Origin of the sequence: Flintibacter faecis (assembly GCF_014287875.1) — a bacterium.
In the GTDB taxonomy this organism is placed as follows: Bacteria; Bacillota; Clostridia; order Oscillospirales; family Oscillospiraceae; genus Lawsonibacter; species Lawsonibacter faecis_A.
Genome location: NZ_JACOPN010000016.1, coordinates 1 through 13,389, shown reverse-complemented (window position 1 = coordinate 13,389; position 13,389 = coordinate 1). Strand labels below are relative to the sequence as shown.

Genomic DNA, 13,389 nt, shown 5'->3' with positions numbered 1-13,389 from the left:
CTGGCACTGTCCACGCCGTCATTGATGGCGATAAGGCGAACGCCACGCTGACGCAGGATTTCCATAATCTGACCGACTTTCAGATAGTCACGACCCATGCGGCTCATGTCCTTGATACAAAGGTACTCCACATTCCCGGCTTCCACTTCTTTCATCATTGCCAAAAATCCGGGACGGTCAAAACAAGTACCACTAATGCCATCGTCCGTGAAATGGACAATGTTTGTAAAGCCCTGCCGTGCGGCGAAGTCCTCCAACATTGCTTTTTGATTGGAAATGGAGTTGCTCTCACGCTGCTGGTCATCATCTTTGCCAAAGTCATCACGGCTCAGTCGTTCGTACAGAGCAGTGATTTTCTCGTTTTTTCTCATAACTTGCGCTCTTTTCTTCGGTTTTAGGTTGTGTGTTCTAAGAGACTTCCCAACCGCTTGATTAAGAAGTCTTTTAGAGCATACAACACCGCTGGCGAGCTTGTATTTCTTATACTGCCTCACGGCGAAGTGCTGGGGGCTGCGGCGTTCCAGCCCGTCAAACATATAGTCCACCGCGTTTTTGAAGGTTTCGTCATCCTCCCGGACTTCCATGCTGTTTATCATTTCCACCAGCGTATTCATGTTGCGTTCTTCCTCCGGCCCCTCAAAGACGATGTAGGCCACAAGGGCACAGTACAAGAGGGTTTCTGCTTTTGTCCAGAACTCGTCGCCCTCCTTGCCGTCGCCTTTGGTGTTGGCAATCAGGGCGGTAACAAATTTCAAAACATCGCTTTCCGTCTTGATATAGGCCAGCGGATTGTAGTGCATGGATTTTGAAAAGTCGATACTGTTGAACACCCGCACCCTGTATTTCTCCCGTTGCAGAAACCGCCCGCACTGGTCGAGAGTGCCGCCCTTTGGGTCTACCACCACATACGAGGAATGGGCTTGAAGGAGCTGCGGGGTCAACCAGAACCTTGTCTTTCCCGAGCCGGACGATCCGATGACACAGGCGTTTAGGTTCCGGGCATTGGCGGGTATCTTCGGACGGGTGTTCATGGTAAGGAACTCCGTCCCGGTCAGAATGACATTGTTCTGAAATTTAAGGTCTACAAACGGCTTTATATCCTCCTTTGTTCCAAAGCGGGCAGTGCCGTACTCTGCATCCCGCCGGAATTTTTTCGCCTGCCTGATCTTTGACTGTATCAGCAGATACACCCCAGCCGCACCGGCAAGGCCCACCAGCAGGTCAATACCTCCCAGCCCCGGCCAGTAGGTTTCAAAGGCTTTGGGGAAGGTATCGAGCATCCCCATGAGCTTTGTCCCGAAGTCTGTGCCGGGGGCGATCCGGTATGCCGTCCCGATTTTGGAGAAGAACCAGAACACAAAGAGGTACGGCAGGTTTGGGAGCACATATTTTCTAATCTTGTCACTCAACGTCCGTCCTTCACCGCCTCTCTGGTCCGCTGCTTTTCCTTTGCCTGCGTCCTGATCTGCTCCGTGAATTTCCGAAGCTGGCCGAGGATGGAAGCCTTGTCCTGCTCTTTGTTCAGCACCCTTGCGCTGTACTTCTGGAAGGCCGCCGTGATAGCGTCCGCCTGATTGGCTTTGAAAAACAGTAGGTAATGACCGGGGCTCACTTTATGGAAAGCGTAGTCCACATGGAACTCCTTTGCGATCCGGTCAAAATCCTTTGGGGCTCCCACATAGGGCATGGCGCTTTTGCCGCCATAGTGGTTCATCAGCTTTTTTACACTCTGGCGTCCCTGCGGGGTCAGCGCCTTCCGGTGGTGCTTTTGCACCGCCCGCGCCACCTTTCCAAGTGCGGCAGCCAGCACCTTTCCCGCGAGCTTTGTTGTCCTGATCGAAAGGGCAACCGTTTTTTGATTTACTTCTTCCTGCATAAAACCTCCTTTCCGTCGGGGTCCCCGCTATCCGGGAGGCCCCCGTACAGTTTCGGGGAACAGAAAACCTCGGGCCAATGTGGCCCGAGGCTTACCGCTCGGCATCCCTGCCGGACGGAGCTTTCTTTTCCGGCTCCGTCTGGACTTTTTCGCCCTGTTCCCGCATGGTCTGCAAGATAGAGGGCTTCTTTTGAAGCCGGGAGGGCTTTTCGCCGGACAGCGGCTTGATACATTCCAAACGGTCAGCCGCCCGGATGGCGTTGTCCGTGAGCTGCCTCTGCCATGCACCTACGCTGGGAGCCCAGCGAAAGCCGCTGCTTTTCAGCTCGGCCCGGGTGTCCGCGTCAGGCTTTCCGTCAAAGAACACCTGCAAGCGGTTGTCCTCCCGGTTCATTTCCACACGGCCCCCATCGAACTCCCAGCCGGAAAATTCCTGCTGTGCCTGTTTGGAAAGCTGTTCGATACGGGCCTTTACCCGGCGGATCTCCGCATTGTTGTTGGTAAGCTGGTAGCTTTCAAAGGGCCTCGGGTCGCTCCGCCAGCTTGACGCCATGCTTGCTTTCAGCTTTTCGATCTGGTCCGGCGACAGCAGCGCACAGCCGTTCAGTTTGCCATGCTTGCGGTAATAGGCGTTGACCTCCTTCATAATGAGCTGGGAGCGTTCCAGCCCGTCCAGCTTCTTCTGAAGCTTTTCAATCGCTGCCGGGTCATCGGCACTGATCCCGCCCATGCCGGTGCTGCGTATCTTATCCAGCAGCCCTTGAATATACCGCCATTCCTCCATGTTGCTGTCTCGGGCCCAGTTCTGTTTTTCCTTTTTTCCCACCGGGAAGTTGGCAGGTCCGGCGATCATCACAGAGGGAACCCTCGCGTCAATGGCAAAGCCCTGGTTCATGTTTTCGGCCAGCTTGCGGGCGTAGGTGTCCAGCAGATGGTCGATCTTCTCATGGTACATGGGGTCCACCCTGGATTTTTGCTGTTCGGCTATGGCGGCGGCCTTATCCACCATTGCCCGGTATTCCGCCGTTGCGCTCCCTTCCTTGTAGTCGGAAAAGCTGTTCATTTCCTTTGCCCGGCGGGCGGCTCCTTCATTGATAGGATAATAGTTGATGGTATGCACCTCCTTCATGCTTCGGGCCATGCTGGCCCGAAGTCTTACCGTTCTTCATGGGAAGGTCCCGCCTTGTCCTTTTTCGGAGCGGGTGGGGCTTCTTGAAACCGTTTGAGTGTAGCGAGAATGGAGTGGACAGGCTCGGCCTTTTCAGGATAGGCAAATATCCGGTGTTCCGGCGGAATGTCCTGCGGCCCGTGGTAATACTCCTTGAAGCCCTCCGGGACTGCCGACACATACCCACCGGGAGCGAATACGCCGCCCTCGTTGATACGCACATCCCGCCCGTATGCCTCATAATCGAAGTAGTTCTGAATGTGCTCCGGTATGTCGATAGTCCCAAGCTCGTCGGCGTAAAGACGGCCCAGCCCTTCATCATCGGAAATATCCGGGTAAAAGCGGTAAAGGTCAAGGTTCTGCGTCAGGTTTATCAAATCCTTCACGCTCCTTGTGTGGTTTCCCAAGACAAGAGCGGCTTCAAAGGTTTCCAGTCCGCCCTTATCCCGTACTTCCAGCAGGGCGTGGCCCAGCTCGTTCAGCTCGTCGATGTTCTCACATTCGTAGAGATAATCGTAGAGCCCCAGCACATCACTGTCAAAGCTGGTAAAGAACACTTCGCTGTACCGTTTCCCGTCTATCCCGATTTTGGCAAGGGCGGCCTGCAACTCCTGTGTCGTCATGGGGAAATGTACCGTTGTCCCTACCTCAATCCCCATTAAGGGGTATAGGGCTGTATTGGTTATATAGGCTTCAAACATGGGCTCATTCCTCCTTTCCGGCCCGGTCAGCCAGCACCTCATAAATCCCGGCCATAATGTAATCGGCGCAAGGGAGGGCAATCGCGTTTCCCAGTGCCTTGTAGCGTTGCAGAGGCCGGATCTCCACGCCGTCCGCCCCGTACTTTGTCCAGCCCTCTGGCAGCCCCATCAGCCGTTCGCTTTCCGTTTCCGTCAGAAAACGGATACAGCCGCCCTTCGGGTCGCCCTCATACCAGAAGGCAAAGGGCGTTACATCACTGGCTAAAAGAGTGGGAAAAGGGTCAGTTGGTAATCCGAAGCTGTTTCGGAAGGCCGTTTCTTCCTGCCTTTTTGCCGCTCCCCGCATACGGAAGCACTGAAAGGGGTGGATGACTGGTATCTGCCGCCCTGTTTCAAAAGAAGCTGTTCGATCTCCTTCGGCGGCGGCCCACCCGCCCTCTCCGCAAGGCGGAGGAAGTGGGAGCATTGGACGGGGCTTAAATAGTATGTCTGCGGCACGTCTGCCTCCAAAATCCGCCACGACGAAAATCCGCTGCCTTCGTGCCAGCCTTCGGGAGCCTGCCCAATACTGGGCGTCCATGAGTCGCCAGCACACATCAGGCGTTCCCCCTCGCACCATTCCGGCGTTTCCCCATCTTCCCGAAGGAGGCATTGGAACTTCGGTGTCCGAGAAGGCGGATAAGACGGCTCTAAAGTCCATCCGGTCATTTGTAGAAAACGCTCCCATGACGTTTTCCCAAACAGCGATAGCTGGATATAGGTTATCAGTAGCATCCCTCATTTCCTGTATGATACGAAACGCCTGATAGAACAGGCTTGATTTTGCCCCGGCAAGACCGGAGCGGTTGCCGATCAGAGAAAGGTTCTGACAGGGGGAACCGAAGGTAATTACATGAACCGGCGGGATTTTCCCGCCGTCCACCTTCGTAATATCCCCCAAATGCACCATGTCGGGAAAGTGCCTTTTGGTTATAGAGATGGGCGCTTTTTCAATCTCACTGGCCCATACCGGACGGATACCGCACCGGGAAGCAGCCAGAGGGAACACGCCAATCCCGTCGAAAAGGCTTCCCAGCTTAATGTCCGGCATGGCCCGGGGTGCCGTGTCCCTTCACGGCAAGCACCCCTTCCAGTGTGGTCGCCGCAATGCCCAGCCGCCCGGCAACCGCAATATCATTTTTTACATCCTCGTCCACAGCGCTGCCGCAGACAATCAGGGTGTGGGAGCGCCGCAGCATATCCCGGCGCATATCAATCCCAGCCTTGTGTTCCTCGGGAACGCTGTCATTCAAAAACAGCGGCAGATACAAGAGCGGGCAGATCGGGGAAAAGCCCGCCTCATAAGCAAGACGGCAGTAGTGGGCCGCCAGCTCCATATCAACATCCGGCTCGCCGCTCCATGCGGCGGTCAGGTATGCTAAAGGTCGTTTCATTGGTTGAGCCTCCATTTCTGTTTTGGTTTAGGGAAAAGCAAGAGTTCGCCCAACCCCTCCGCCCCTTCCCCCGGGAAGGGGAACGGCTCTGGAGAATTTATATCCCCGTCGCTTGACCGGGAAAAAGCATAACCGGGAGAAATCCGTCAAGGGTGCCTCTGGCACCGCCTGCGGCGGCGCTGCCCTTGACTGATTTTCCCGGCTATGCTACGGAATAACTGGCGACGGGGAATCATTTATATCTCCAGAGCTTCGGGGCGCGGGGCAGAGCCCCGCAATCCTCGGGCCATGCTGACCCGAAGTTTGGGCTTACTTTTCCTGTTCGGTTTTCTTCTCCGGCTTTTCATGTTCCTTCTGCTGACCCTTCCAGTCGTCCAGCAGCTTGATGATCTGGTCCTTCATTTCCCTCGGCGTAGTTTCCTTGCCGAAATACTTGCTCAGTTCCGCACCTGTCAAAATCACTTTGTCTACCTCCTTTTTGTCCTCCATCATAATGCCGTCGATCACATCCCCGTTGAGCAGCTTCTTTTCGTCCAGCTCACGCATACGCTTTGCCTGCGCCTGTGAAGGCGAGGACTGCTGGCTGTCAATGGCGACGGCGATATAGTTCTGGTTCTTCTTGCCGATATAGGAAAGCTCCACCGCCGTAGTAAAGCCCAGCTTTTTTTCATCCATCAGCTTCATCAGGTCGGGAACCAGCTCATTGAGCCGGATATACCGCTGCACCTGCTTGACCGCCATCTTATTGCGCTCGGCTACAATTTCGTTGGAGCGTTTTCCTGCGTCCTTCGGGTCAATCTGGCCCGAAGTGCGGGAGCCCTGGTGCTTGATGGCCTCAAGCTGCATTTTCAAGGCTTTGGCCCGCTCACTGGGGAGGATTTCTTCACGCTGGTTGAGATTGTCCTCGACCATCTGCGTGATGGCTTCATCGTCCGTCAGATTGCGAACAATACAGGGCATATCCGCATATCCGGCAAGCTCGCTGGCCTTCTGGCGGCGGTGGCCGGACACGATCTCATAGCCGCCATCCTCACGGGGACGGACGATAGCGGGCTGGGTCACGCCCTTGTCCTTGACGCTGGACACCATAGCCCGCATTTCTTCATCATCCCGAACCTCAAAGGGATGGTTCTTGAAGGCGTGAAGCTCGTTCAGCTTGATATAGACGATCTGTTCCTTGCCCCGGCGTGGTGCATCCTTCGGTTTTTCGGGTTCCTTCGGAGCGGGAGCAGCCTGTACCGTTGGCGCCGTTTTTTTCTCCGGTTCCTTTTTGACCGCATTTTCCGGTTTCTGTGCGGGAGCTTCGGACTTCGGGGTTGCGGCCTTGTCCTTATCTGCTTTCGGGGGACGGCCCCGGCGCTTCGGCTGTTCCGGCTCTTTGGGTTTTTCCTCCGCTTTCTTCGGAGCCTCCGGCTGCTTTTCCGGTTTTTCCGTTTTTGCCGGGGCAGGCTTTTCCCCGCTGGGAGCTGCCGCCCGTTCCTCGACCTTCTTTTCCTTCATAATTTCAGCGAAGTTATAGACGGAAACCTGCGGGTTCTTTACCTCCGGTTCCGTCTTTTTTTCCGGCTCCGGAGAAACGGAAACCTTCTCCGGCTCTTTTGGGGGAGCGGGAGGCGTTTCCTTGCCCGGCCCGCTATCCGTTACCGGCTGTTCCGGCGTTTTTGTGGTTTTATCATCTGCCATAAGCATTTACCTCCTGTTTTTTGGCATGAAAAAAGAGGCTCAACTTTTCAGTCAAGCCCCCGTGGGAAGTTCCTCCTTTCTCCGCCATGATACAAAAATACCGCCCGTAGTCTCGTTTGGGCGGTACTTTGTGTAAGATTGGCAGTCCATTATTAAGTTTTTTATTATGTTCCCTTTGTACACCGTTGCAAATATTGAGCTATGCACTTCGGACTATCTCTATTTTGGGGATATGAATGATGGCCGTGTTGCCGTGGAAGGCGAAATGGCACGTGCATGGTCTGTATTAACATGCCCATTTGACCATCCGACGCTAATGTTTAGAAGAGATTTTTTTGTGAATCATAATTTGCTATACGACGAAAATAGAGGCTTTGTAGAGGATTGGGAACTGTGGCAACGCGCGTTTCGTAAGGGAATGCGTGTTGGATGTGTTCACGATATTCTGCTTTACCATCGTTGGCACAATGGAAGTGCAGGGCAAACCAATAAAACCGTTGAGATGATGCGGGAGATGATACAGACTAATTTCAAAGAATTAGGCGTTGATGTTTGCTCGGAAGATCTATATTTGCTGAGTCCATGGAATGGAAAGGTTGCAACATGGGCCGAGTATGAGCGATTAGAAAATTACTTTCGGGAAGCAGTTAATGCAAATGCCAAACTCAAACTATATGATGCATTAAGTTTATCTAGAGCATTTAGCATGAGACTTTCTGAAGCTAAATGCGGGACAATACCTGAATTAATTATTTTGAGGGAAAATGAGAGTTGCAACAATTATGATAGTACTGCTGAACTTGCAACTATTAAACAAGGAAAGTTTCATAAAATAAAGTTATTCTTAAAGAATCTGTTGAAGCCGCTCTATCAACCTATTCGTCATCGCTTTCAAGACCCGATAATTGATATTCAAAAAAATGCACTTCATGCAAGAATAGAAGCACAGGAAGTCAACAAGCGAGTTCAAAATATCTATGAGGATATTGGACTGGCGAAACAGCAGGTGTCAGAGCAACTGCAGGAGTTTCGGCTCTTGTTGCTGCAAGTCCAAAATGACATGGCACAATTTGAGTCGAGTCTTGGACGAATTTCGGAGGAAATGAATGAGCAATTTAGGTGTGTGACAGACAATGTCCAACGGATTGCTTCCGAAGAAACAGAAAAGATTTATAACCAAGCGGTAGGCAAAATAGAGCAAAATATAGAAAAACTTAGACAGGAACTGGAGAAAAATGCGTATGATCAAGTGAAATGTAGTGAGCAACTCGGAGTAAAGATATATGATCAATTTAAAAGGACTCAAGACAATATCTTTGCAAAGATATTTGAGCAAACAGAAAATACTCGTCAAGATCTATTCCAAAAAATATACGAAGAGACAGAAAACACCCGGCAAGAGTTGTCTGGGAAGATATATAGAGAGGCGGACGATACGCGGAAGGCAGTAAAAAGAGTTTGGAAGCTGGAGCGAACGCTAAGAGCAGGTTTCCAAAATGTTTATCTAGCAAACTGCTTGAATACTCACAACGCAGGATCAGCAGTATCCATGACATATGACGATATATTCTATTTTGAGAATAGAGCGGGGTCTGTTATGTCGGCCCGCGCAATACTTTCGACTCTCTTACCTCACCTTGAGTGTCGTAGTATGGTCGACTTTGGATGCGGAACTGGAACATGGCTATGGGTCGCCCATAGTTTTGGAGTTGAATCTATTAGGGGCCTGGATGGAGACTATGTTCCACCGAGACAACTGATGATTCCGCAAGACTGTTTCTGTGCAGTCGATCTTGAAGAGCCAGTCGTGTTAGAAAAAAAGTATGATTTGGCAATATCCATGGAGGTTGCAGAGCATTTACACAAAGAAATTGCAGACACATTTGTGGAAAGTCTTTGTAACGCCGCTGATACTATTTTATTTTCTGCGGCTCATCCAGGTCAGGGTGGAGACGGCCATATTAACGAACAGCCGATGACATACTGGACAAGCAAGTTTGGCAAACATGGATTTTTACCTGTAGAAATTCGGCAGCTATTCGAAGGTAATGAAGATATTGAGAGTTGGTATCGCGAAAATATCGTTTTGTATGTGCGCGAAGCCAAAGTCCATGGAGTAGAAAAAAACTTGCTGGGAAAATCTGAGTAAGGAGTTTTACTGACTTGCAAAAAGTATTACTGAAATTGAAGACAAATCAATTTCTATTTCAGCAGCTTGTTCACCGGGACTTCACAAAAAAATACAAGCGTACAGTATTGGGCGTGGCATGGAGTGTGTTGTCGCCCTTACTGACGCTTCTTGTGATGAATCTGATTTTTGGCACGCTGCTTGGTTCGGATATTGAACACTACACGATTTACTTGTTTTCTGGCCAGTTGGTATTTTCGTTTTTTAATGAATCTACAAACGAAGGAATGACGTCTCTGCTCAATAATGCGGAGATATTTACAAAAGTAAATGTTCCGAAATATATGTTTTTGTTTTCTAAAAATGTATCGTCACTGATCAATTTTGGAATTACCCTGTGCATTTATTTCTTGTTTGTGCTGATCAATGGAATACCGATTACTTGGAAGTTTCTATTGCTGTTATATCCTATCGCGTGCCTGGTTGTTTTTAATGTGGGCGTTGGGCTGATCCTGTCAGCAGTATATGTATTTTTCCGGGATATTCAGTATTTGTACGGAATTTTTACCATGCTTCTCATGTATATGTCGGCAATCTTCTATAGCATCGAGACGTTTCCACAGATTGGCCGCAATTTATTCCTTTTGAATCCGGTTTATGTGTATATTCGATATTTTCGGAAAATCGTTATAGAGGGGACAGTGCCCTCTCTTTGGTTCCATCTGATTGCAGCTGGATATGCATTGATTGCATTTGCAGTTGGGTTCTTCATTTACAAGAGGAAAAATCATAGCTTTTTATATTACGTCTGAGGGAGAACGCAGAATGAGTATTGCGTTAAAAGCAGAGAATGTTTCGATACGATATATTACCGGCGATTTCAAGGATATTGGGATCAAGGAATATGTTGTACGGAAGCTGACGAATAATTACCATGTGAACAAGTTTATGGCCGTAGACGGTGTCTCCTTCGAGCTGGAAAGCGGAGATATGCTTGGCATCATTGGAACGAATGGAGCGGGAAAATCGACCCTGTTAAAAGCCGTGGCCGGAATTATGGAGCCGACGCACGGGAAGATCACCGCAAACGGAGAAGTCGCTGCCCTGCTGGAGCTGGGCAGCGGCTTTGATGGCGATTTGACGGTCAAAGAAAATGCGTATCTTCGTGGCGCGATGTTGGGTTACACGAAGGAATTTATGGATGAGACCTACGACCAGATCATCGACTTTGCGGAGCTGCGTGAGTTTGAGGATCGGCCATTCAAACAGCTCTCTTCAGGCATGAAGTCAAGACTAGCGTTTTCGATTGCATCACTGGTGAAGCCAGACATTTTGATTCTGGATGAGGTGCTGTCTGTTGGAGATGGTGCATTCCAAGAAAAAAGCGCGAAGAAAATGCGGGAAATCATCTCCCAAGGTGCGACCACAATTTTAGTGTCGCACTCCTTGAGCCAGATTCGCGAATTATGCAACAAGGTCCTGTGGCTGGATCACGGAAAGCAAGTGGCGTTTGGGGAAACACAAGAGATTTGCGATGTGTATGAACAGTACTTGAATGGGGAGTATACAATTGAGCGGACCACCCCTAATGCAACAATGGAAGGGTCCCATATATCTTGTAGTGCGTCACATGTGACAAAAAACTTTTCACTTCCAAAAGCAGTAATTATTGCCGCTGTATTAGGACTTTTTGCGGCTACAGTAACATATACGATTTCTGAAAATCTTGCTCGGACGAGAAACGTGGAAGAAATAATTGCGATTCATCCGCAAGAACTTCCAGTTACCTACCGTGGGGCATCGATAAACGGAGAATGGTACAGTCCGTCAGATACGGTGGTGCAGTCAGACGGGTGGGAAATGGACTGGGATGAAGTTACCATTACCGCAAAGGAAAAAACAACTCTCGAAGTCAAGTTACCTAAGGGAAGTAATAGAACGGTTACGTTTAATGCGGATCAGAACCAAGGAAATGTTTTGGTAGAAGTTAATGGACAATCTATAGACTACGATTTGAGTAGTGCTGAGAATGTCCCATTGGGATTGCCGTATGATCTTCCCGATACGGAATCAAAGAATATAACGGGAAACATAAGTTGGTCAGTATTAGCCTTTATTGGTATATTTGTTCTTACAATATTGCTGCAAAGAATAGATAGGCAAGAAGAAAAACAGGTGAACCTCCATGAACGCGAGGTATGGGGAGATGTTGTACGAGCGGTATGTTGTTTTACAATCGTCTTGCTACACAATACGTGCAATGTATTTTATGGGGCGGACATAACAAGTGATATGTGGTTCTCTACGCTGTTTGTTAATTCTCTGACAGCCTTTGCCGTTCCATGTTTCTATATGATTTCTGGAGCATATCTGCTACGTAAAGACTGTGCAGTAAGAACGGCGTTGTTACACCGTGTTCCAAAAATATATATTCCTCTGATTTTCTGGAGTTGTTTATATATTCTCACAGATGCACAAATGGAACCTATTCAATTCTTAAAGATGTTCTATGTACAACAAACATCCCACTTATGGTTTGTATATAGTATGGTTGGAATATATATACTACTTCCGGTGCTGTCAAAAATGTATCTTTGTTTGGATGAAAAAATGAAGGTCTATTTAGTTGCCCTACTATTACTTATTCCATCCCTATGGCATAATCTTGGAGTAATTGCCGGGGTCAACCTACCCAATCTTCATTTTGCGATGTTTTGGCCGGACTTGGGATTGTTTTTCCTAGGTGCGTTACTATGGGATATGCGGTCAAACTTTCAAAAGTTTAAATGGAAGTTTTATGCGTTATTATTTTCAACTGGGCTTTTGATTGATATGGGAATGACAGCATATATAAGCGCGCAAAATGGAGCACCTAATAGCACATTTATTAGCTGTATTGGGAGCTTTGGCAATTTATTTATGGCAGTAGCGATACTCGGTGGAGCACTGGCTTGGAAAAGCAAATTGAAAAACATCCCGAAAAGGATGAAAAATTGGATTCTCCGCATTGGCAAGACATCAATGGGTATCTACTTTTCTCATGTTTTGGTGATGATGTGTATGAGTAAGCTCCCAATAGTTTCAGTAATGTTGAAAAATAACACTGGAACAGAGGCGGAAATGTTTATTTCGGCGGCTATTTATTTTCTCATCAGTTTTGTTATTTCGTATTGTGGACATCAGGTACCGGTAATGAAGAAGGTGTTTTAACTCAAATGATTGAACAGAAAAAAAGAACGACTCTCGAAGTCAAATTACCTAAGGGAAGTAATAGAACGGTTACGTTTAATATGGATCAGAACCAAGGCATTTTTGGCTGGATAGGGTTTCGGACCAAATGGCTGCCCTACGAAAATGTGGAGCGGGTGGCCGGAGAGACCAAGTGGTCGTTCTGGAAACTGTTCAAATATTCTCTGCAAGGTATTATGGCTTTTTCTACCGCCCCACTGGCAATTGCGTCGGTTGCGGGAATTCTGCTCTGCTTGGTCGTGCTTCTTATGGTCGTAGTCATCGTCGTGAAGACCTTGCTGCTGGGAGACCCCGTAGGCGGTTGGCCCTCCTTGGCGTGTATGATTATGTTCATGGGCGGCATTCAACTGCTCTGTATCGGAGTATTGGGGCAGTATCTCGCCAAGACTTATCTGGAAACTAAGCACCGCCCCATTTACATCGTAGCGGAGACCAACGAAGATTGCCATGAAGACACAACTATTTGATAGGACCGTGATCAAATTCCTGGCTGTTGGCGTGGTCAATACGCTTGTGGGCTGCGGAACCATGTTCCTGCTATACAACCTGGCCCACTGCTCCTATTGGGCCTCCTCTGCGGCCAATTATGTGGTCGGCGGCATCGTCAGCTTCTTCTTGAACAAATACTTTACGTTTCAGAATAAGACATGGGAATGGTCTCAAGTCTGGAAGTTTGCCGTCAATGTGACCGTGTGCTATCTGCTGGGCTACGGACTGGCAAAACCGCTGGTGCTGCATTTGCTGGCGGGACAGGCTGTTAATGTGCAGGAGAATGTGGCCATGCTGGTGGGGGTGTGTCTGTACACTGGGTTGAACTATCTGGGACAGCGGTTCTTTGCGTTCAAGGTTGACATTTAGCACTCTGGTTTGGGCAGAAACGGCGCAGTTATATCAGAACAAACTCTCAAATAAAACAAAAACGCAACTCCGGCCCGACAGAAAACCTGTCCGGTCAGAGTTGCGTTTTTTGCTCTAGCTTGAATCGAATCGTCCAAAATACTCTTGTTTTGACGAATTCGGTTTTTCGGTTTAGGTCCCGTCAAGATTTATGCGCAAAATTGTTTGCAGGCTCCGGCTGAATGAAGTCAGCCGGCAATAGAGGCGTCGTCCATGACCGCCTCCAAGTGCTTCATGTTCATGTATTTCTTATT

Annotated in this window: 12 protein-coding genes and 1 pseudogene; 6 read left to right on the top strand and 7 right to left on the bottom strand. The window is 49.1% G+C overall.

Annotated features, from left to right (window positions below):
• From H8S55_RS13530 to H8S55_RS13500, 7 genes are all read right to left on the bottom strand, one after another.
• Positions 1–1,409, bottom strand: a 1,409-nt coding sequence (locus tag H8S55_RS13530) for a recombinase family protein (RefSeq protein WP_186879335.1), incomplete at its 3' end; no start/stop codon positions are given.
• Positions 1,406–1,876 carry a PcfB family protein gene (locus H8S55_RS13525; protein ID WP_117834225.1) on the bottom strand — a complete coding sequence of 157 codons (471 nt, stop codon included), beginning with the start codon at positions 1,874–1,876 and terminating at the stop codon, positions 1,406–1,408. The genes H8S55_RS13530 and H8S55_RS13525, both read right to left, overlap by 4 nt.
• Before the next feature lie 91 nt (positions 1,877–1,967).
• Positions 1,968–3,005 (bottom strand): DUF8626 domain-containing protein, encoded by a 1,038-nt coding sequence (locus tag H8S55_RS13520; protein ID WP_242999916.1) that lies wholly within the window; start codon positions 3,003–3,005, stop codon positions 1,968–1,970.
• Between the two features lie 26 nt (positions 3,006–3,031).
• A complete protein-coding gene (locus H8S55_RS13515) occupies positions 3,032–3,745 on the bottom strand; it encodes an antirestriction protein ArdA (protein ID WP_003500154.1) in 714 nt (237 codons plus the stop codon).
• A gap of 4 nt (positions 3,746–3,749) precedes the next feature.
• Positions 3,750–4,835, bottom strand: coding sequence for a DNA cytosine methyltransferase (locus H8S55_RS13510; RefSeq protein ID WP_055650122.1), 1,086 nt, complete (start codon positions 4,833–4,835; stop codon positions 3,750–3,752).
• Entirely contained in the window at positions 4,822–5,178 is a 357-nt protein-coding gene (locus H8S55_RS13505) for a DUF7768 domain-containing protein (protein ID WP_003500157.1), read from the bottom strand. The genes H8S55_RS13510 and H8S55_RS13505 overlap by 14 nt, the downstream gene beginning before the upstream one ends.
• Positions 5,179–5,487: 309 nt before the next feature.
• Positions 5,488–6,867: a ParB/RepB/Spo0J family partition protein gene (locus H8S55_RS13500; RefSeq protein WP_186879334.1), complete on the bottom strand. Its 1,380-nt coding sequence runs from the start codon at positions 6,865–6,867 to the stop codon at positions 5,488–5,490.
• Between the two features lie 331 nt (positions 6,868–7,198).
• Here H8S55_RS13500 and H8S55_RS13495 point away from each other — a divergent pair, with 331 nt between their 5' ends.
• The 6 genes and pseudogenes from H8S55_RS13495 (at position 7,199) to H8S55_RS13475 (ending at position 13,096) form a co-directional block, all read left to right on the top strand.
• Positions 7,199–9,010, top strand: a complete 1,812-nt coding sequence (locus H8S55_RS13495) for a methyltransferase domain-containing protein (protein ID WP_207721871.1) — start codon at positions 7,199–7,201, stop codon at positions 9,008–9,010.
• Positions 9,011–9,024: 14 nt separating this feature from the next.
• Complete coding sequence (locus H8S55_RS13490; protein WP_186879332.1) at positions 9,025–9,801, top strand: ABC transporter permease; 777 nt, start codon at positions 9,025–9,027, stop codon at positions 9,799–9,801.
• 13 nt (positions 9,802–9,814) lie between these two features.
• A pseudogene (locus H8S55_RS14300) lies at positions 9,815–10,543 on the top strand (ABC transporter ATP-binding protein); the annotation flags it as partial.
• A gap of 42 nt (positions 10,544–10,585) precedes the next feature.
• Positions 10,586–12,199: an acyltransferase gene (locus tag H8S55_RS14295; protein WP_366468056.1), complete on the top strand. Its 1,614-nt coding sequence runs from the start codon at positions 10,586–10,588 to the stop codon at positions 12,197–12,199.
• A gap of 5 nt (positions 12,200–12,204) precedes the next feature.
• Entirely contained in the window at positions 12,205–12,705 is a 501-nt protein-coding gene (locus H8S55_RS13480) for a hypothetical protein (protein WP_186879330.1), read from the top strand.
• Entirely contained in the window at positions 12,686–13,096 is a 411-nt protein-coding gene (locus H8S55_RS13475) for a GtrA family protein (protein WP_186879329.1), read from the top strand. Before H8S55_RS13480 ends, H8S55_RS13475 begins: the two co-directional genes overlap by 20 nt.
• Positions 13,097–13,389 lie beyond the last annotated feature (293 nt).

Excerpts from the sequence above, each read along its gene's own strand:
- H8S55_RS13525 (WP_117834225.1), bottom strand. The coding sequence starts at position 1,876 with ATGCAGGAAGAAGTAAATCAAAAAACGGTTGCCCTTTCGATCAGGACA.
- H8S55_RS13520 (WP_242999916.1), bottom strand. The coding sequence starts at position 3,005 with ATGAAGGAGGTGCATACCATCAACTATTATCCTATCAATGAAGGAGCC.
- H8S55_RS13515 (WP_003500154.1), bottom strand. The coding sequence starts at position 3,745 with ATGTTTGAAGCCTATATAACCAATACAGCCCTATACCCCTTAATGGGG.
- H8S55_RS13510 (WP_055650122.1), bottom strand. The coding sequence starts at position 4,835 with ATGCCGGACATTAAGCTGGGAAGCCTTTTCGACGGGATTGGCGTGTTC.
- H8S55_RS13505 (WP_003500157.1), bottom strand. The coding sequence starts at position 5,178 with ATGAAACGACCTTTAGCATACCTGACCGCCGCATGGAGCGGCGAGCCG.
- H8S55_RS13500 (WP_186879334.1), bottom strand. The coding sequence starts at position 6,867 with ATGCTTATGGCAGATGATAAAACCACAAAAACGCCGGAACAGCCGGTA.
- H8S55_RS14295 (WP_366468056.1), top strand. The coding sequence starts at position 10,586 with ATGGAAGGGTCCCATATATCTTGTAGTGCGTCACATGTGACAAAAAAC.
- H8S55_RS13480 (WP_186879330.1), top strand. The coding sequence starts at position 12,205 with ATGATTGAACAGAAAAAAAGAACGACTCTCGAAGTCAAATTACCTAAG.
- H8S55_RS13475 (WP_186879329.1), top strand. The coding sequence starts at position 12,686 with ATGAAGACACAACTATTTGATAGGACCGTGATCAAATTCCTGGCTGTT.